General features: G+C 45.9%; 18 protein-coding genes. 16 read left to right on the top strand and 2 right to left on the bottom strand.

What is annotated here, in order from left to right; genetic code table 11:
- Positions 1-10 precede the first annotated feature (10 nt).
- From M3202_RS08540 to M3202_RS08590, 11 genes are all read left to right on the top strand, one after another.
- Positions 11-352 carry an ArsR/SmtB family transcription factor gene (locus M3202_RS08540; protein WP_251222918.1) on the top strand — a complete coding sequence of 114 codons (342 nt, stop codon included), beginning with the start codon at positions 11-13 and terminating at the stop codon, positions 350-352.
- Between the two features lie 451 nt (positions 353-803).
- A complete protein-coding gene (locus tag M3202_RS08545) occupies positions 804-2,171 on the top strand; it encodes a spore germination protein (protein WP_251222919.1) in 1,368 nt (455 codons plus the stop codon).
- Between the two features lie 38 nt (positions 2,172-2,209).
- On the top strand, positions 2,210-3,292 hold the full coding sequence (locus M3202_RS08550; protein WP_251222920.1) for a GerAB/ArcD/ProY family transporter: 1,083 nt from the start codon (positions 2,210-2,212) through the stop codon (positions 3,290-3,292).
- The gene (locus M3202_RS08555) at positions 3,282-4,373 is read left to right on the top strand and encodes a Ger(x)C family spore germination protein (protein ID WP_251222921.1); all 1,092 of its coding nucleotides are present in this window, start codon (positions 3,282-3,284) and stop codon (positions 4,371-4,373) included. Before M3202_RS08550 ends, M3202_RS08555 begins: the two co-directional genes overlap by 11 nt.
- 177 nt (positions 4,374-4,550) lie before the next feature.
- Complete coding sequence (locus M3202_RS08560; protein WP_251222922.1) at positions 4,551-6,608, top strand: BglG family transcription antiterminator; 2,058 nt, start codon at positions 4,551-4,553, stop codon at positions 6,606-6,608.
- Positions 6,609-6,643: 35 nt separating this feature from the next.
- Positions 6,644-7,132, top strand: a complete 489-nt coding sequence (locus M3202_RS08565; RefSeq protein WP_251222923.1) for a PTS sugar transporter subunit IIA — start codon at positions 6,644-6,646, stop codon at positions 7,130-7,132.
- A gap of 2 nt (positions 7,133-7,134) precedes the next feature.
- Positions 7,135-7,419 (top strand): PTS sugar transporter subunit IIB, encoded by a 285-nt coding sequence (locus tag M3202_RS08570; RefSeq protein WP_251222924.1) that lies wholly within the window; start codon positions 7,135-7,137, stop codon positions 7,417-7,419.
- Between the two features lie 78 nt (positions 7,420-7,497).
- Positions 7,498-8,757, top strand: coding sequence for a galactitol-specific PTS transporter subunit IIC (locus M3202_RS08575; protein ID WP_251222925.1), 1,260 nt, complete (start codon positions 7,498-7,500; stop codon positions 8,755-8,757).
- 30 nt (positions 8,758-8,787) lie between these two features.
- Positions 8,788-9,822 (top strand): zinc-binding dehydrogenase, encoded by a 1,035-nt coding sequence (locus M3202_RS08580; protein WP_251222926.1) that lies wholly within the window; start codon positions 8,788-8,790, stop codon positions 9,820-9,822.
- Positions 9,823-9,850: 28 nt separating this feature from the next.
- Complete coding sequence (locus tag M3202_RS08585; protein WP_251222927.1) at positions 9,851-10,018, top strand: hypothetical protein; 168 nt, start codon at positions 9,851-9,853, stop codon at positions 10,016-10,018.
- 1 nt (position 10,019) lies between these two features.
- On the top strand, positions 10,020-11,078 hold the full coding sequence (locus M3202_RS08590; protein WP_251222928.1) for a galactitol-1-phosphate 5-dehydrogenase: 1,059 nt from the start codon (positions 10,020-10,022) through the stop codon (positions 11,076-11,078).
- 48 nt (positions 11,079-11,126) lie between these two features.
- On the opposite strand, the gene M3202_RS08595 is transcribed toward M3202_RS08590, so the two are convergent.
- A complete protein-coding gene (locus tag M3202_RS08595) occupies positions 11,127-12,308 on the bottom strand; it encodes an MFS transporter (RefSeq protein ID WP_251222929.1) in 1,182 nt (393 codons plus the stop codon).
- Positions 12,309-12,479: 171 nt separating this feature from the next.
- Between M3202_RS08595 and M3202_RS08600 the strand changes: the two genes are divergently transcribed.
- Positions 12,480-13,025, top strand: coding sequence for a GNAT family N-acetyltransferase (locus tag M3202_RS08600; RefSeq protein WP_251222930.1), 546 nt, complete (start codon positions 12,480-12,482; stop codon positions 13,023-13,025).
- A gap of 110 nt (positions 13,026-13,135) precedes the next feature.
- Positions 13,136-14,077 (top strand): HPr(Ser) kinase/phosphatase, encoded by a 942-nt coding sequence (hprK, locus tag M3202_RS08605; RefSeq protein WP_251222931.1) that lies wholly within the window; start codon positions 13,136-13,138, stop codon positions 14,075-14,077.
- Between the two features lie 63 nt (positions 14,078-14,140).
- On the opposite strand, the gene M3202_RS08610 is transcribed toward hprK, so the two are convergent.
- Positions 14,141-14,596 carry a DUF2188 domain-containing protein gene (locus tag M3202_RS08610; RefSeq protein ID WP_251222932.1) on the bottom strand — a complete coding sequence of 152 codons (456 nt, stop codon included), beginning with the start codon at positions 14,594-14,596 and terminating at the stop codon, positions 14,141-14,143.
- Positions 14,597-14,760: 164 nt separating this feature from the next.
- On the opposite strand from M3202_RS08610, the gene M3202_RS08615 reads away from it, so the two are divergent.
- Genes M3202_RS08615 through M3202_RS08625 form a run of 3 tightly spaced genes read left to right on the top strand, consistent with a single transcriptional unit; the run spans position 14,761 to position 18,802 of the window.
- A complete protein-coding gene (locus M3202_RS08615; RefSeq protein WP_251195201.1) occupies positions 14,761-15,213 on the top strand; it encodes a MarR family winged helix-turn-helix transcriptional regulator in 453 nt (150 codons plus the stop codon).
- The gene (locus M3202_RS08620; protein WP_251222933.1) at positions 15,210-16,937 is read left to right on the top strand and encodes an ABC transporter ATP-binding protein; all 1,728 of its coding nucleotides are present in this window, start codon (positions 15,210-15,212) and stop codon (positions 16,935-16,937) included. Before M3202_RS08615 ends, M3202_RS08620 begins: the two co-directional genes overlap by 4 nt.
- The gene (locus M3202_RS08625; RefSeq protein WP_432805968.1) at positions 16,934-18,802 is read left to right on the top strand and encodes an ABC transporter ATP-binding protein; all 1,869 of its coding nucleotides are present in this window, start codon (positions 16,934-16,936) and stop codon (positions 18,800-18,802) included. The genes M3202_RS08620 and M3202_RS08625 overlap by 4 nt, the downstream gene beginning before the upstream one ends.
- Positions 18,803-19,018: the final 216 nt, after the last annotated feature.

Here is a 19,018-nt window from a genome sequence, read left to right on the forward strand (position 1 = left end):
AGGAGCTATATTGCAAAAGGACCTGCAACTATTTAAAGCTGAATTCTTTAAAGCTCTTGGACATCCACTAAGGATTCAGATTTTAGAGCAGTTATGTGAAGGAGATAAAAATGTAAATGAACTGCAAGCGCTAATTGGAAGTGAGGGCTCGGCCTGCTCGCAGCAGCTGATGGTCTTGCGTTCAAATAATATTGTTTATGGAAGAAAGGAAGGCAATCGTGTCATTTATTCACTGCGCGATCCGATGATTAAGGATCTGCTCGCTGTAGCAAGACAAATCTTCCATAATCATTTAGTCGATACGTTAAACGAAATTGACCGGCTTAAAAAGGATATTTCAACGGAAGGATAATGCTTGTGAGTAACACCTTGGATTAGAAAGTTAAAAAATGTGCAGCTGGGAGGAATGGAATTTTTCTTTCCAGCTATAGCTTTTGTTATAAGTTACATATCCCTTTTTGCAATATTCGCTTTGTGCTTTAAGGATATTTCAACCTCTCTAGCAGGTTTAAATAAATTTGCTCTATAAGAAACTAAAGCCAGACGATAAGAAAGAAAAGTGTGATGCGTAAGGAACAACCTCTAGGGTAGAGTTGTGTGGAATAAACGAAATTCATGACATTGATTTTAAATTCATGATTGTGAAATTATCGGAAAGACGAGGGTATTGACCTCTCGTCTTTTTTCTATTGCCATCTGAAGGCTTTTTATGATGGGAAAATAGTTTTAATAAAGGTTAATAAATCAGTACGTTATAGGGAAATATAAGCATCATGATCATAAACATGTGAGGTAACGTCGTAATGTTCAGAAGCAAAAATAAGTTAAATCATTTGAAAAACGCGTTTAGTGGTTGTGATGATCTCGTTATTCGTTCGTTTCCTGAACTTGAAATTGTTACTTTATATTTTGGACATTTAGTTGGGAACGAAGAACTGGAGCAGAATATCATTCATCCTTTTTCTCATATAAGTGAAAATGAAGTCAGAGCAGTGTTGGAGAGCTCTCCATATGAAAAGTGTGAGAGTGAAGAAAAGCTAATTGAAGGAATTTTGGCTGGGAAAGCCGCCATTTTTTATCAAGAAACCGCCACATACTTAATTGATTTATTCGCTCCAGAAATAAGATCTATTACAGCGGCTGAAATTGAAACGGTTATTGTTGGGCCGAGAGAAGCTTTTGTAGAGTCTGTTCAAGTTAATTTATCTTTAATTCGCAGGAGGCTTCAAACAAATAAATTAAAAGTCCTGAGTTTTAAAATTGGCGATTTAACAAACACACAATTAAATGTTTTATATCTTGAAGGGAAGACTTCTTATTCTTATGTGGAGTCCATAAAAACAAGGCTCCAAAAAGTAAAAGTTGAAGGAATACATGATCTTAACATGATGCTGGAGTATATAGAGGAGTATCCTTTTTCTTTATTTCCGCAGTATATAACAACAGAAAGACCGGATGTTGTTGTTTCTAAATTACTGGAAGGTAAAGTGGTCGGCCTATGTGACGGAAGCCCTTATGCCTTTTCTGCACCAACATCTTTTTGGGAGTACTTCCAATCTCCGGATGACTATAATCAACGGTGGATACTTGGCTCACTTTCTAGAATCTTAAGGCTTATTGCTCTCTTCATTATCCTTTTTTTTACTGCTTTTTATGTTTCTCTAACAATGTTTCATTATGAAATGATACCTGTTGCTTTGTTGGAAAGTTTAATTGAATCGAGATCTAAAGTACCCTTTCCACCGGTATTTGAAGCGTTAATTATGGAATTTATTGTTGAGTTGCTCAGGGAGGCGGGAGCTCGATTGCCCGACAAAATTGGACAAACGATAGGAATTGTGGGCGGTATTGTTATTGGAACAGCTTCAGTCGAGGCGGGCTTTACCAGCAATATTCTTATAGTTGTAGTAGCTGTTTCAGCCATCGCTTCATTTGTCATTCCACATATTATTATGAGTGCTTCCATAAGAGTATCACGTTTTTTGCTAATTATTCTGGCAGGAACACTTGGTAATTTTGGCTTCGTTGCAGGGTTTACCTTTATTGTTATTTACTTGGCTAGATTAACGAGTTTAGAAAGGTCGTACCTTGTACCACTGGCGCCGATATCCTTTTCAAAATGGAGAGATACGTTCATTCGTGTTCCATTAATTAATAAACAAGACAAGTAAGTAAAGGAGCATATATCGAAGCGGGGAGTTTTGATTTGATGACAGAGAAAATTCATCCTATTCATCTTTTTTTTCTAGTTTACATGACGCAAGTGGGAGTGATTTTATTTACTCTACCTCGTATTATAGCGCTGAATTTTGGAACAAACGGCTGGATCCTTATTTCTCTTATCTCTCTATTTGTATTAGGGTTGATTGTGCTTATGGATTTTATTTATCGTTGGCAAGATGGTAAATCGATATATGAAGTACTGGAGGGGATATTTCCAGGCATCATACATAAACTTCTGTATTTATTTTTAAGCATATTTTGGGCAATTAGTGCGTTTACCATTGCTAAAAAATATGTATCGATTGTCAAAATGATATTTTATCCTTCGACTAACGTTAATCTTTTGTTGGTGGTGTTTGTGGTTCTTCTCTATTTTTTTGTGACCAGCAGTATTCAAGCTATTGTAAGAAGTATAGTTTTTTTGTTTTTTTTAACTGTCTGGCTCGATTTGTTGGTGCTTTATTTTATTCCTGACTTTGAATGGGTACATCTTACACCTTATTTTTTTGAATATCGAGGAGATTTATTCGGGGGGAGTATTGAAACCTTCTCTGCCTTTTTAGGGTTTGAACTGGTCCTTTTTCTTTTTCATTTTATTGAGCAGACACCTAAAGCCATGAGGTATGTCTATTTCGCTCACGTGTTAACGACGATGGTTTATCTAGTTGTGACGTTTATTGCTTATGGTTTCACAAGTTTTCATCATCTGACCACTCAAGTTTATCCGCTTATATCGATGTTGAGGTATTTCCAGCTCCCATTTATTGAACGAATTGATGGTTTGATTTTTATTCTATTTATGATGAAAGTATTGGTAACAAGTGGGATGTATATGTGGGTAGCTGTCCAAATGTTGCTGAGAATTCGTCCGGTCTCTCATCCTCCACTCGCTGCGTTTTTTTTGTTCGCCATTAGCTTTATTGTCACATATTCATGGAATACAAGGTATGAACTTGATCTGTGGATTCAAAACATGATTGTTGTACAAAGCATCATAACTCTAACCTTAATCGCGCTGCTTTTCTTTTACCTTTTGTTGAAAAGGAGGCGTGCATATAATGAAGCATAGTATTTTGTTATTGATCATTGTTGTACTGCTGTGCACGGGATGTGCGGATCATAAAATTGTAGAAGAATTAGGGTTTGTTCATACAATCGGTTACGATAGAATTACAGCTGGTGAACATGAGGGGAAGTTACTTGTCACAGTTTCATTTCCGGTAGCTGAGTCAAATGGATTAGCCCGGCAAACGATTTCAACTATTGCTGAAACAAGTAAAGAAGCGTGGATTTTTCTTTCGAGACAAACAGATAAAAATTTAGTAGCGGGTCAGATTAGAAGTATTTTAATTGGTGAGGAATTAGCGAAAGAAGGAGTAAAACAAATTATTGACACGTTAAAAAGAGACCCGATCATCGGAACAAGACTTAGAATCTCGGTTGTAAAAGGTCGGGCGAACGATTTAATGACAAACAAGTACCCTTATTTCTCTGAATTAGACGAATCGATCGCTTTTTTATTAAAAAAAGAAGCCAAATTAAATACGATTCCTGATATGAGCTTGAATCGTTTCTTTAGTGATTATTACGATGATGGGATTGATCCGATGGCCGCTTACTTATTAATTGGGGAGGCAGGAATGATCTCTCACGGGGTGGCGCTCTTTCAAGAAGATCGTTTTGTGAAAAGTTTAGATCCTACTACATCACGTATTCTTTTTTTAGTGACAGGTGACTTTAAGAGAGGGGATTTAAGTATTAAGCTTGATGATGAAAAAACACTTTTTAGTTTTTTATCACCACATCGGCAGATTGGCGTGAATGTAGAAAGCATTGATAACGTACAGGTTACCATGAATATTGAATTCAGTGGGTATTTATTGGAATACCAGGGTTCAAGGGACTTATCAAGCAAAGAAGAGATCTTTTCATTAGAGCGCAGTATTGCTGCACATTTGGAGGAACTAGTAACAGGCGTAATTAAACAGATGCAAGAGATCCCAGCAGATAATGTTGGTTTCGGGCAGTATATTAGGCAGCAACTGCCTTTTGATGAGTGGAAAAAATTAAATTGGCCAGAAGGTTTTTCAAAGATCGATGTTAAACCACAAATTAAAGTGACTATTCTGGATACGGGTTTGGTTTACTAAAAGTAGATCATCACGGAAACCAACAGCATGTTGCAGTTGGTTTCTTTCCCATTTACCGGCGTTGAATGATATAGTAAATCGCGAAGTTGTACAATCGTTGCCCCATAATTTGGGATGAAAGCGCATACTTCTGTGTGCCTCTCGGTGATATAATCAATTTTGCAAGGAGGGATTTGATTGGCACTCAATGAGCGAAGTCAAAAGATCCTTAATGAGTTAGCACGTAATCCAAATGTAACAAGCGCTTTATTAGTGAAGAAATATCAGTTATCCAGACGTCAGCTGGGGTACACGATTAAGCAAATAAATGCCTGGCTCAAGGAAGAAGAGCTTCCTGAAATCGAAAGGACGAGACAAGGCCATTTTGTTGTTGATCACTCTGTTTTTGCGAAGATAAATCGGGAGCATGTTCCGGGGGAGCAGGAGACTGTTCAGTTTTTAACAGAGGAACAGCGGGTTTACCTGATTCTGCTCATGCTCATTAGCAGTAAAGAGGAGCTTTCCCTTCTTCATTTTCATTCAGAGCTTGGTTATAGCAAGAACACGATCCTGAGTGATCTGAAGCAGGTGCATCACTATGCCGGTGAATATGGGCTGAGTGTACGTTACTCTCGTAAATCCGGCTATCTGTTGGAAGGGAACGAGCTTCATATTCGCAGGCTGCTGGTCAGGGTGACGAATTTCATTTTCGGCATTCATTCCGGGAAAAAGCTGTTCATGGCGACCGCCTCTATTGAACAAGCTGAAATTGATCAGCTGAACAAGCAAATCGAAAAAGTGGAAAGCGAACTGGCTATTAAATTTACTGACGAAAAGCTTCAAGTGATGCCCTATGTCTTTCTCCTTGTGTTAAGGCGAATTGAAAATGGATGCCTGTTAGAGCCTTTTCCGGACTGCTATCAGGAGCTGGCCGAGACGAGGGAGTACGAGGCGACAAAAGAGATTTTTCGTTCCGGTTCAGAGGCGCCGATTCAGGAGCGGCTGTTTATTACCTTGCATTTGCTGACCTCCAATATTCATTGGTCTGAGGTGAAGGGCGATCCGGTGATTCCTCAGTTGCAGGCCGCGATTGCCGATATGCTGAGACAGTTTGAGCAAAGTGCATGCGTGTACTTTCAAGAACGAGAGCTGCTGTTCAAAAAGCTGTTGCAGCATATTAAGCCGGCGTATTATCGCATCAAATATCAATTGGCGGAAATCGATGAAGTAAAAGAGTCCTTCAGCCAGGAATATCAAGAGCTGCTTCATTTAGTGCGGAGAAGTATTGGACCGCTTGAAAAAGTCATCGGCGCTAAAATGCCCGATGTGGAAGTGATGTATATTACGATGCTGATCGGCTCCTGGATGACAAGGCAGGGGGAAAGCATTGAAAAGAAAGTTAAGGCGATTGTCGTCTGTCCTCAAGGGGTGTCTGTATCGAGGCTGATGTTTCAGGAATTGAGCGGGTTGTTCCCTGAATTTATTTTTCTCGACTCGCTATCGATGCGGGAGTTTTATGAGTATCATCTTTCTTACGATATCGTCTTTTCGCAAACGAAGCTAGAAACGGAAAAGCCGCTCTATCTGACGAAGACGTTTCTCGGCAGGGAAGAGAGACAGCGTCTGAAGCAACAGGTGATGCAAGATCTTCATGGTTATAGTCCGAATGAAATTAACTTGGATTATGTCATCGACATCGTCAGGAATTATACGAAGATCGAGGATGAAAAAGGATTAAAAAAAGAGCTTGGCTATTATTTGTTCCAAAACCAGCAGCAGGTGGCAGCGATTGACCGCGGTGATGAAAAAGTCAGCTTACGTGAATTAATCCGACCGGGGCATATTTCGCTCAGGCATTCGGCTCCATCATGGGAGGACGCGCTGCGACTGGCGGCAGAACCACTCGTTCGAGGCGGAGTTGTGGAAGAGCGATATGTCGAAGCGCTCGTCCGCAATCCGGTGCGCGATCCTTATATTATCATTGCACCAGGACTTGCGATTCCTCATGCGGCACCCGAAGAAGGAGCCAGAGAAGTTGGAATGAGCTTACTACGCTTACAGAAGCCGGTCGCCTTTACAGCCGAGGAGGATGTCCAGCTGATGATCGTCATAGCCGCTGTCGACAAGCAGCAGCATATCCGGGCGTTGAGGCAGCTATTCAAGCTGGCCGCTTCAGAAAAAGACCGGAAGCGGCTGATCGAGGCAAACACCGTTGCTGAAATATATGACATGATCGAGATGTATTCAAGTGATTGAGAGAAAGAGAGTTTATCAGGATAGGAGCATGAGTCATGAGCGAATGGGTGCTGAATGAATCGACGATTTTAATAGATCTCGTCGGGAAAACGAAGGAAGATATTTTAGAAGTAATGGGAAGAAATATGGTCGATCACGGCTTGGTTAAAGAGAGCTATGTTGATGCTGTCATTAAGAGAGAAGGAGAGTATTCAACAGGGCTTCCAACTGGCGGGGTAGCCGTGGCGATTCCACATACGGATGTCGAGCATGTCAGGCGGAAGTCGATTAGCGTGGCCGTCTTGCGTCATCCGGTTGAATTCGGAGTGATGGGGGGAGCTCCGACGGAGACGGTGCCGGTGAAGGTCGTCTTCATGCTGGCGATGGATGAAGCGCATTCCCAACTTAAGCTGTTGCAGCAATTAATGCGCATTCTTCAAAGTGAAGAAAAGCTGCAGAAGATAGTCAAGGAAATGAATCCGACAACGCTGAAAACATACTTAACAGATCAATTAACTTGTTTATCAGATGAAGGAGGTGAATAACAATGAAAAAGAAAAAAGTATTAGTGGCCTGCGGAGCCGGGATCGCTACATCAACGGTTGTCAACAACGCGATTGAAGAGATGGCGAAAGAGCATAATTTAACAATCGATTTAGTCCAAATTAAAATTGCCGAGGTGGCAAGTCATAAAGATACAGCGGATCTTCTCGTCACGACAGCGATGACGAAAGCAGAATATCCATTTCCGGTTATTAACGCCAGATCGTTTTTGACAGGGATTGGCACAGACGAGACAAAGAAACAGATTCTCGAAGCGCTGAAAGCGTAGGAAACTCAGTTCAATAAATGACTCGGTTTCCCTTGCACAGGGAAACCGGGCTCTGCTCGGAAAAAAGGGGGAAGACAGATGGAGGGCTTCGTGAATTTCATTCAAGGGTTCTTAGATTTAGGAGCAACTGTTATTTTGCCGGTCGCGATTTTTATCCTCGGCATGATTTTTGGCCAAAAGCCGGGTAAAGCATTCCGCTCGGGGCTGACAATTGGAATCGCTTTCGTTGGGATCTTTCTGGTCGTTGATTTACTCGTTCATAATTTAGGTCCGGCGGCGCAAGGGATGGTTGACCGTCTCGGAGTCGAATTAAATGTCATCGATATCGGCTGGCCTGCCTCATCGTCGATTGCCTGGGCCTCGATTGTTGCCGCATTTATTATTCCTCTTGGTTTACTGGTCAATGTGATTATGCTCGCGACGAAAACAACGAAGACGATGAATGTCGATATTTGGAACTTCTGGCATTATACTTTTACAGCGGCGATGGTCTACACGATTACGAACCAGGTTGTGCTTGCGTTGATTGCGGCCGTTCTTTTCCAAATTGTTTGTCTGAAAATTGCCGACTGGACGGCGCCGATGATCGGCGAGTTTTACGACTTGCCGGGGGTTTCAATCGCAACAGGAAGTACAATTTCGTACGCGCCGGGAATTTTTTTAGTCAAAGGCCTGCAACGGATTCCGGGAGTGAAAAAGTGGAATGTCGATCCGGAAACGATTGAAAAGCGCTTTGGTATTTTAGGAGAATCGATGTTTATCGGTCTTGTCCTTGGGGCGACAATTGGCTTCCTGGCAGGATACAGCATCGGTGATGTGATCGAGATCGGAATTGCGATGGCGGCGGTAATGGTCTTAATGCCGCGGATGGTCAAAATTTTAATGGAAGGGCTAATGCCTGTGTCCGAATCGGCGCGTGAGTGGTTAAATAAGCGCTTTGGCGATCGGGAAATTTATATCGGGCTGGATGCTGCTGTCGCGTTAGGACATCCATCCGTGATCTCAACTGCCTTAATTTTAGTACCCATAACGGTATTTATGGCGGTCGTGCTGCCGGGGAATGCCCTGCTTCCATTCGGTGATTTAGCGACGATCCCGTTTATTGTCGCCTTTATTGTCGGAGCGGCACGCGGGAATATTGTCCATTCGGTTATCGTCGGTACGATTATGATTGCGATCTCCCTTTACATTGCGACAGATGTGGCGCCGCTTTTTACGCAAATGGCGATCGACAGCAATTTCAACATACCTGAAGGGGCAGGACAGATTTCAAGCATCGACCAGGGCGGCAACATTATCAATTATATTATCGTGAAGCTATTTGCTTTATTCAGCTGATAAAAGAGCAACAGGTTAGGAGGCGACAGAATGAAAGCATTGGTCAAAACAGAAGACGGCTTTGGTCATCTTCATATTCAAGAAAAACCTGAACCAGTGCCGGGTGAGAACCAGGTGAAAATTGAAGTGAAGTACGCCGGCATTTGCGGCTCGGACATTCATACGTACGAAGGTCATTATAAAGTACGCACCCCGGTGACGCTCGGTCATGAGTTTTCCGGAGAAATCGTCGAGGTCGGCGCGGGGGTTAAGGATTTCAAGGTGGGTGACCGCGTCACGTCGGAGACAACATTCGAGGTTTGCGGGGAATGCCGCTATTGCCAGTCAGGCGATTATAATCTTTGTCCGCATCGCAAAGGATTGGGTACACAGGTCGATGGCGGTTTTGCCAAATACTTGATCGCCAGAAAAGAGAGCCTGCATCATCTGCCGGAAGGTGTTGATTATCAATCCGCGGCGATGACGGAGCCGCTCGCCTGCACGTATCATGCTGTGGCAAAAACGAAGATTGAAAACGGTGATCTTGTCGTTGTCATTGGGCCAGGACCAATCGGGCTCTTTACGGCCCAGGTCGCAAAAAGCAGAGGAGCACGGGTCATCATTACGGGGTTGACCAATGATGAACTCCGGCTCAAAAAGGCGAAGGAGCTCGGAATCGACTATGTCGTCAACACGCAGGAAGAGGATGTGAAAGAGCTCGTCCGCTCTTTGACGGACGGATATGGCGCTGATGTCGTTTATGAATGCTCAGGGGCAGCGGTGGCGGCTAAGCAGGGGCTTGATCTTTTACGGAAAAAGGGGCAGTACGGTCAGGTAGGTTTATTTGCGACTGCAGAGGTTTCCTTTGATTTGGAAAAAATCATTCAAAAAGAAATCCGCGTTGTCGGCAGCCGGAGTCAGAAGCCGGCCGACTGGGAACCGTCGCTTGCGTTGCTGAATGAAGGTCAGGTTAATGCGAAAGCGCTTGTGACGCACGAGTTTCCGATTACACAGTGGGAAAGCGCCTATCAGGCAATCAAAAGTGGAGAAGCGATTAAAGTGCTTTTAGTCCCGGAGGAACAATAAGGCGCAAAAAAGATCGGAGTGATGAAACATGGTCGAGATGATGCTTGATTTTATGCTGGGTCCATTAAGAGGGCTGGTCAGCTTTTACGTTGACTATCAAATGATTTTCAACTCGCTGATCGTTGGCTTTGCTCTCTATAGCGTTCTCGCAAAGCCGAAAATGAAGAAAACGAGTGAAGGTCAGGAGAGGACGTAGCATGGAAGCGTTAAATTTATATGGCGTGCAGGATATCCGTTATATGAACATGCCAGAGCCTGTTCTCAATTCCGAAGATGACGTCATAATTGAAGTGATGGCTGCCGGCATATGCGGTTCTGATCTATCACGGTATAAAAAACTAGGCCCATACGTCAAAGGGATGACATTCGGTCATGAATTCTCCGGTATTGTGAAAGAAGTAGGGGCGAATGTACAAAGCGTCCAAGTAGGAGACCGGGTGGCGGGTTGTCCCGCCTTTCATTGTGGAAGCTGCCCAAGCTGCCAGCAGGGGAAGCTATCGCAATGTGAAGCTTTAACAGTGCTCGGGGCACGGCATCCCGGCGCGTTTGCAACCTATGTGACGCTACCGGAACGGAACGTCATTTCCTTGCCGGAAGAGATTGACTATGATACCGCCGCTCTCATTGAACCGTCCGCGGTCGTTGCTCATGGCTTCTATCAAACGACAATCCAGGCTGGAGCGGATGTCGCGATTATCGGCTGCGGCAGCATCGGCCTGCTGGCGGTTCAATGGGCGAAAATTTTTGGCGCGAAGCGGGTTTTTGCGATCGACATCGACGAAGCAAAGCTCGATCTTGCGAGGCGGCTCGGCGCTGACGTGATCATTCATGCCGCTCACTCACCGGTCCACGAACAAATGTATCAGAAGACGGCCGGCCGAGGCGTCGACCTTGCAGTCGAGGCGGCAGGCTCTCCGGTCACTTCGGCGCAAGTGCTCGCCTTGCCGAAAAAAGGCGGAGAAGTCGTTTTTCTCGGAATCCCCTACGGTGACGTGAATGTCGAACGCTTTTATTTTGAGAAAATTGTCCGCAATGAATTGCGTCTCTATGGCTCGTGGAATGCGCTCTCCTCCCCGTTTCCAGGCCGGGAATGGGAGGCGACCGTCCATTTTATGAAGACAGGCGCGATCCGGGTGGAACCGATGATTACCCATCGATTGCCACTAAGAGAAGGACCAAACGCATTCCGTGACATGACAAATGGGGGCAAGGGCTATGTAAAAGCGCTCTTTCATCCTCAGCGTTACCTTTTTTAGAGCGCAAAAATGCTTTGAGCTTAAGACAAAGGTGAGCTGGCCGATGTCTTAGGCTTTTTCTTCTTTCCCAGCAGCGGATTTCACATAAAATGAGCCGGCAAAGAGGAGGGCTCCACAAATGAAAAAAATCGGTGTCAGGCCTACTAAGTGGGAGATGATGCCGAAGGATAGCGGGCTTGCCGACTGGGCGATCCGATTTCCCGTAATGCGGATCGCTAAGGTGCGTCCACTGTAGCCGGCCGGTGAGAGATTGATCACAGCGACGGTTGATAGCGGCTGGGCCAATCCCATCCCCGCGCCGAGAACGAGACAGACCAATGTCCAGTAAAGGAAGGAGTCAAACGCTGGAATTAATGCAAAGCAGAGGCCGCTCCACAATAAAGAGACAAAGAGAACCGTATAGCGATGGCCCAATGTTAAAATTTTCCCCTGAATGCTTCTGATCGCCATTGAGGCGACGCCTTGGGCACTGAGAAGCGCGCCGATTTGTGTTGTTGAGGCGCCTTTTGATTGTAAAAAGAGCGGAAAATATGTAATAAGAACATCCTTGGAAAACTGGACGAACATACTGGCCGAGATCGCTTTGGCCATCCCGGGAATTTTGATTAAATCAAAAGCTTTGTATTCAGCAGCATGAGCCAGCTTCGTCGCTGGCTGCCCGGCTTGAGCGGGCGTTTTTTCGCTTCGGTCACGCAGGACGAGCAGACAGAGAATCGTCACAAGAAAAGAAATCATCGAAAAAATAAAGAACGTATGATAAATGCTGTTTTCGGAGATGATGCCGCCGATTAACGGACCGAGTAACTGTCCTCCTGAAACCCAGAAGCTGTGCCAGCCGAAATATTTGTCACGCTTATCGATCTCTACATAGTGTCCAAGCGAGTTTTGAAAAGCGATGACGATGAAAAGATGAGCGATTCCGCACAAGGTTTGCGAGAGGTACAGCATTGGCAGCATCGGCCATAGAAAAGGTATTAATAACGAAAATGAGATCGTTAAGATACCGAGAATGATCGCGAAGCTTCCTTTAAATTGGTCAATGATTTTACCAGCCTTAAAGGCTAAAAACAATGGCAGAAAAGAAAAGCTGGCTGCAATTAAGCCGATTTCAAACGTACTGGCGTCAAGCTCAACTGCCAATAAAGGAACCATCGGGCGTATGCCCTGGATAATCGCCTGGTGAAGAAAGCTGCAAAAGCATATAAAGAAAATGAGCAGACGCGGGTTCAAAAAGATCACCTCCAGTTTATGACAGTATCAAAATAGTACTACTACTTGAAGAAAATGAGAAGGGGAATGAACTGGTTTAACAAAGCGATAAAAACGGAGTTCTCCTTGACTAGCTCGTACAGGTTTATTATACTTTCGGCGATAAAGCATGTCCTGACAGGAGGGGATCATTTGTTTATCCATAAAATTGACGATGAGCTGTCACTGAAGTTGATCGAGATCAACGATCGTGACAACATCTTCGAATTAACCGAGCGTTCAAGAGAGCATTTGCGCCAGTGGCTTCCGTGGCTTGATACGACGACAAAAGTCGAAGATACGGAATCGTATATCAACATGTCGTTGCAAGGGTTCATTGAAGGGAAAAGCTTACAGACCGTCATTTTGTTTCACGGACAGGCAGTCGGGGTGGCCGGCTTTAATCAGATTAACCGGGCGAATCAAACCGCCTATATCGGCTACTGGCTAGCGAAGGATTATCAGGGGAACGGAATTATGACGAGAGTGGCGAAGGCGTTGACGGATTATGCGTTTACTGAACTGAAGCTGAATAAAGTGGAAATTCGGGCGGCGGTGGAAAATACAAAGAGCAGAGCGGTGCCGGAAAGGCTTGGCTTTGTTCAAGAAGGCACGATCCGCCAGGCGGAATGGCTGTATGATCATTATGTGGATACGGTCGTGTACGGCATGCTGGCGACGGAATGGAAAAAAAGCTAGGCGAGCCTTGCGGCGGGCATCATGAAGATTTCGTGGCGATCATGCGTGGAGGGTGACCTTTTCTTCTATATTGAGTATAATCAAAGGTTAGAAGGCTGGAGGAGGCGGGTATGAGCGGAAAAACGATAACGGTTGAAAATCTGGTGCGGCGATTTTCGCTGCGCGTGCTGGCGGGCGAGAATTTAAATGAAAAGCTGATTACCCAGTCACGGGTCCATCGGCCCGGATTGGAATTCGTCGGTCATTTTGATTTTTTTCCGACAGAACGAATACAGATTCTCGGCAGAAAAGAAATTAATTATTTGCATAAGCTAAGTAAAGAAGAACGGAAAATCCGGATTGGAAACATTGTTCACTATCATCCCCCCTGCTTTATTGTAACGGCGGGAGAAGAAGGGCTTACCTATTTGACGAAGTATTGTATCGAAGAGGGGATTCCCCTGCTTATCACGAACAAGCCTGAAACGACATCGGAGTTCATAACGTATTTGGATGCCTATTTAGTGAAGGAGATGGCGCCGGAAATGTCGATTCACGGTGTGTGCGTCAATGTATCCGGGATCGGTGTTTTGCTGCGCGGAAATTCAGGTGTAGGGAAAAGTGAGACGGCTCATACGTTGATCGGACGCGGTCATCGGCTTGTCGCTGATGATATCGTCGTCTTAAAGAAGCTCAGTCCACAGACGCTGTTAGGAACCCATGATGAAAAAACTAAGGAATTTTTGGCGTTGCGGAGCGTCGGCTTGTTAAACGTTGTGCGAATGTATGGGCGGAAGGCGTTTCAGGAGGAGACGAGGATTGCGCTTGATATTAACCTGACGAAGTGGGAGAAGGATGCGCTTAACAATGAATTGGAGCAGGAAGCAGAATTTACCGATTATATGGGCGTGAAAGTACCGACCATTGAAATACAGCTCCAGCCCGGACGCGATGTCGCCGGATTGATTGAAGCGGCTGCGAATAACTGGTATTTGCGGCAGCAGGGCTACAGCGCAGCAGAGGAGTTTATGAGCAGGATTGCTTCTGATATATCTGATCAAAGCGCGGACTAGAGGGGTTGGTCAAAAGGGAAAACAGAGAGCCTTTTGACCGGCCTCTTAGCTTTTCGTCCGTCTTTATTTCTGCTCGTAGGAGGTCTTTTCCTGTACAGCTCCATCCTTTTTATGGACGATCAGATGAGTTTGCTTATTTTTGGCGATTTCTCGGGCACGGTCAATCGCCTCTTCTTTTTTGCTGAACACTTCTGAAGGTCGTTTGGCATCCTCGGCCTGAACGGCCCAGCCATCCTCATGGGCAAGGACGTGTTCCCCTTTATCCATCAGCTCGGGCCGGCTGCTGCTGTACTTCTTGTGGGATTGCAGTTCCTGATCGCCGGCCTGTTTGATCTGCTTGATCTCCTGCTTGCTTGCATTCTCATACCATTCTTTCGCCTGCTTCGTCGCAATCGGGATCGCACGGCTTTCCTCATAGCCGTCCTTGACCATCGCATTGGCGATTTCAATCGCTTTCTTTCGGATGGCAGGGTCAAGATTTTTCAATGAACTCGGGTAATCTTTTGTGTCCCACGGCATGGGATCAACACCTCCAATCAGCTGTTGATGTACGTTTTCCCTTCTGGAAAAAGAGTAAACCTTTTGGCTGATAAAGATTCTTGACTTTCAAGCCGGAAAGAGTATGATAAAGAATACTGAATAAGTTAGTTACTTAATTAATTTGGCTGGAAAGGGGTAAGGGAATGGATCAGGAAACGGAAAAGCTTATCCAGCTTTTTATACGGCTTCACCGTAAACAGCTTGAAACGAATATTCGATCTGTTGACCATAAAACAAGTGAAAGCAGAGTCCTTTATCTATTAAAAAAAAGCAATTCGAGAGGCCTGAAAGTATCCGATCTCAGCGTCGCTTTGCGGGTAACGTCACCGTTTGTTACCCAGCAGGTCAACCTGTTAGAAGAAAAAGGTTTGATTCAGCGCCAGCGGGATGCGAAGGACGGCAGAGTGGTGAGAATCCATTTAACAGAGGAAGGATGGGTAGCGGCCGAGGAAATAGAGCAAAATATTTACAGTATCTTCTCAGGGTTAACGGCCTATCTTGGGAAGGAAGATAGTGATAAATTGGCTGAATTACTGACGAAAGCTCTTAATTATATTGAAGAGCAGTTCATGGATAAAATGAGGGGAAAAGCATGAAAAATTTACTGACCTATATAAAGCCGTATAAATGGCAAGTTGGACTCGTTCTGCTCCTGACACTTGGAGGAATTTTATTAGAGCTTTACTTGCCGACACTGATGGCGGATGTTGTTGACATTGGAATCGTAAATGGTGATATTGGCTATATTTTGCAAATTGGCGTCTGGATGATTGTTTGCTCGATTCTCGCTGTTGTGCTGACGGTCGCCGTCACCTTTTTCGCCTCGAAGGTCGCCCTCGGCTTCGGACGGGATATTCGCCGCAAGCTGTTTGTCCATGTCGAGCATTTTTCGTTGCAGGAGTACGATAAAATCGGAGCTGCTTCTTTAATTACGCGGACGACAAACGATATTAAACAGGTCCAGGATGTCGTCAATATGATGCTGAGGATGATGACAAGAGCACCTTTGATGCTCGTCGGCGGGATTATTTTGGCGATATCGCGCGATGCCGTTTTATCGCTCATTTTCCTTGCGGCGCTGCCGGTGCTGGGCGGGGCGATCTGGCTCATTTCCCGCCGCGCGATTCCACTTTTTAGTGAATTGCAGAAAAAAACCGACCGGCTTAACCTGCTGTTACGGGAAACGTTAATTGGGACACGGGTAGTCAGAGCGTTTAATCGGGTTTCTTTTGAAAAGGCGCGCTTTAACGAAGCGAATCAGCAGTTTCGCGATACGGGCATCCGCGTCAACCGGATTCTTGCCAGCATGTTCCCGGTGATGATGATCGTGATGAACTATACGAATATCGCGATCGTCTGGTTCGGGGCCATCCGGATTAATGCGGGCGAGATGCAGGTCGGAAATTTAATGGCCTTTTTGCAATATGCAATGATGATTCTCTTCTCACTCGTCATGCTTTCGATGGCATTTGTGATGATTCCGAGAGCACAGGCTTCAGCGAGACGTATCAATGAAGTGCTGCAAATGACTTCGGATATTCAGGATCCGGATGAAGTGGCAGAAGGCAGCGATAAACGGGGTGTGCTGACATTTAAACATGTCACGTTCCGTTATCCGGGAGCCGAGAAGCCGGCGCTTGAGTCAGTCTCTTTTGAGGCGAAGCCGGGAGAGACGACGGCGATTATCGGCAGCACCGGGGCCGGTAAGTCAACGTTGCTTCAGCTAATTCCGCGCTTTTATGATGTGGAGAACGGGTCGATTGAAATTGATGGGGTCGATATTCGGGCGCTGGCTCAGCAGACGTTGCGTCATAAGCTGGGCTACGTGCCGCAGAAAGCATCGATGTTTACCGGAACGATCGCCGCCAATATTCGTTTTGGCAATGAAGAAATCAGCGATGAAGAAGTGATGGCTGCACTGGAAACGGCCCAGGCCGGTGAATTTGTCCGGGAGCGCGAGAACGGGATTCACGCTGAAATTGCTCAGGCCGGAGCCAATCTTTCAGGCGGTCAAAAGCAGCGCCTCTCTATCGCCCGGGCGCTGGCTCGCAAGCCGCAAATTTATCTGTTCGATGACAGCTTTTCCGCGCTCGACTATAAGACCGATGCTAAGCTGCGTCAGGCTTTAAAAGAAACGACAGCAGAGGCGACGATTTTGCTTGTGGCCCAGCGGGTGAGTACAGTTGTCGACGCCGATCAAATCATTGTGCTGGATGAAGGGAAGGTCGCCGGGATTGGCACGCATGAAGAACTGCTGTCAAACTGCGGCGTTTACCAAGAAATTGTCGCGTCCCAGCAATCAGAGGAGGAGAGCGCATGACCGATCAGAAAAAGACAACAGCGAAGGCCGGACAGTCAGGTGGAGGAGGAGGTCCGTTTGGAAGCGGGCACAGAGCGGCAGGAATGCCTGGGGAGAAGCCGAAGGAATTTAAGAAAACGTTACGCCGGCTCGCCCGTTATTTAAAACCCCAGGCCGGGAAGCTGATCCTTGTAGGGATCGCGGCTTTAGTTGGCACCCTCTTTAACGTGATCAGTCCGAAGCTGCTCGGGGATGCGACTTCCTCGCTGTTTGACAGCTTTGTGCAGTCGGTCGGAGTCGATTTTGCCTTTCTCGGACAGCTTCTGTTCTGGCTGCTTGTTCTGTACACTGTGTCTTCTTTATTTATGTACGTTCAGCAATATGTAATGGCTGGGGTGTCCCAGCGGATGATTGCCAGTATGCGGAAGGAAGTGAACGAGAAGCTTTCCAGGCTTCCACTGCGTTATTTCGACAAGCATTCGCATGGGGACTTGTTGAGCCGGGCGGTGAACGACATTGATAATATCAATACGTCGATGCAGCAGGCGCTGACGCAAATCATTACCTCCGTCATTACGATTGTCGGGATTATTGTAATGATGCTTGTCATCAATCCGCTGCTGACGTTGGTCGTTTGCGTAACATTGCCGCTCAGTGTGCTTGTTATCCGCTTTATCGCCGGACGCTCGCAAAAGTACTTTGTCAATCAGCAGGCGGAGCTTGGGGCGGTGAATGGCCATATCGAAGAAATGTTCACCGGCCATCAGGTGGTGAAAGCCTACGGTCATGAGGAAGAGGCGATTAAGCGTTTTGATAAAATGAATGACCGTCTGTATACGGCAGGCTGGAAATCACAGTTTATTTCCGGAATTATGATGCCGATGATGACGTTTATCGGCAACCTTGGCTATGTGCTTGTCAGTATCGCCGGCGGGATTCTCGTTATCAATGGCAGCATTCGTATCGGCGATGTGCAGGCCTTTATCCAGTATACTCAGCAAATTTCTCATCCGATGGCTCAGGCTGCCGGCATTGCCAACATGATTCAATCGGCCTTAGCCTCAGCAGAACGGATTTTTACGCTGCTTGACGAGCAGGAAGAAAAGCCGGAAACGGAAACGGTTACCGATTTGCAGCAAGTAAAGGGGCGTATCACTTTTGATCATATTTCCTTCGGCTATGATAAGGATCAGCCTGTCATTAATGATGTGACACTTGAAGTCGAGCCTGGTCAAACGGTCGCGATTGTCGGCCCGACCGGAGCCGGAAAGACAACGCTGATTAATTTACTGATGCGCTTCTATGAAGTTGACCGCGGGCGGATTTTACTGGATGGAATCGACTATGCGAAGCTGAGCCGCGAGCAAGTCCGAAGTCGTTTTGCGATGGTGCTTCAGGACACATGGCTGTTTAATGGAACCATTCGGGAAAACATCGCCTACGGCCGGGAGGGGGCGACGGAGGAGGACATCATTCAGGCGGCGAAAAGCGCTTATGCCGATGATTTTATCCGTACGCTGCCGGATGGCTACGATACGGTGCTCGGCGAGGACGCGACCAATATTTCGCAGGGACAACGTCAGCTGTTGACGATTGCCCGGGCGATTTTATCAGATCCGCTCATCCTGATTCTTGATGAAGCGACAAGCAACGTCGATACACGGACGGAGATGAACATTCAGAAAGCGATGAACGAAATGATGAAGGATCGCACAAGCTTTGTCATCGCCCACCGGCTTTCGACAATCCGTGACGCGGACCGAATTCTCGTCATGAACCACGGCGACATTATCGAACAGGGAACGCATCAGGAGCTGCTCGATCAGAACGGTTTCTATGCCGAGCTGTATAACAGTCAGTTTACTGAGGCGGCTGTGGCGAATTGAAGGAAGCAGATTGAGAGGCTGGTCAAAAGGTTGTTTTTACCCCTTTTGACCAGCCTCTAAGCAATGAGCGTAACCATTACTCTTCTTCGAGTTACGAAAAAGAAAGTTTTTCAGTGGCATCGTTGTGAGGGGGCTCACAACCTGCTTGTGGCAAGTGTTTCCATTGCCAACATGTCAAAGCCAGTTTTGTCTTAAGCCCTTTTTTGCGGTAACTTG

Origin of the sequence: Halalkalibacter oceani, assembly GCF_023715605.1 — a bacterium.
In the GTDB taxonomy this organism is placed as follows: Bacteria; Bacillota; Bacilli; order Bacillales; family Bacillaceae_D; genus Halalkalibacter; species Halalkalibacter oceani.

Bases quoted from the DNA above. Each gene is read 5' to 3' on its own strand.
- M3202_RS08575 (WP_251222925.1), top strand. From the start codon at position 7,498: ATGGAGGGCTTCGTGAATTTCATTCAAGGGTTCTTAGATTTAGGAGCA.
- M3202_RS08545 (WP_251222919.1), top strand. From the start codon at position 804: ATGTTCAGAAGCAAAAATAAGTTAAATCATTTGAAAAACGCGTTTAGT.
- M3202_RS08625 (WP_432805968.1), top strand. From the start codon at position 16,934: ATGACCGATCAGAAAAAGACAACAGCGAAGGCCGGACAGTCAGGTGGA.
- M3202_RS08610 (WP_251222932.1), bottom strand. From the start codon at position 14,596: ATGCCGTGGGACACAAAAGATTACCCGAGTTCATTGAAAAATCTTGAC.
- M3202_RS08550 (WP_251222920.1), top strand. From the start codon at position 2,210: ATGACAGAGAAAATTCATCCTATTCATCTTTTTTTTCTAGTTTACATG.
- M3202_RS08590 (WP_251222928.1), top strand. From the start codon at position 10,020: ATGGAAGCGTTAAATTTATATGGCGTGCAGGATATCCGTTATATGAAC.
- M3202_RS08565 (WP_251222923.1), top strand. From the start codon at position 6,644: ATGAGCGAATGGGTGCTGAATGAATCGACGATTTTAATAGATCTCGTC.
- M3202_RS08580 (WP_251222926.1), top strand. From the start codon at position 8,788: ATGAAAGCATTGGTCAAAACAGAAGACGGCTTTGGTCATCTTCATATT.
- M3202_RS08585 (WP_251222927.1), top strand. From the start codon at position 9,851: ATGGTCGAGATGATGCTTGATTTTATGCTGGGTCCATTAAGAGGGCTG.
- M3202_RS08615 (WP_251195201.1), top strand. From the start codon at position 14,761: ATGGATCAGGAAACGGAAAAGCTTATCCAGCTTTTTATACGGCTTCAC.
- M3202_RS08570 (WP_251222924.1), top strand. From the start codon at position 7,135: ATGAAAAAGAAAAAAGTATTAGTGGCCTGCGGAGCCGGGATCGCTACA.
- M3202_RS08555 (WP_251222921.1), top strand. From the start codon at position 3,282: ATGAAGCATAGTATTTTGTTATTGATCATTGTTGTACTGCTGTGCACG.
- hprK (WP_251222931.1), top strand. From the start codon at position 13,136: ATGAGCGGAAAAACGATAACGGTTGAAAATCTGGTGCGGCGATTTTCG.
- M3202_RS08620 (WP_251222933.1), top strand. From the start codon at position 15,210: ATGAAAAATTTACTGACCTATATAAAGCCGTATAAATGGCAAGTTGGA.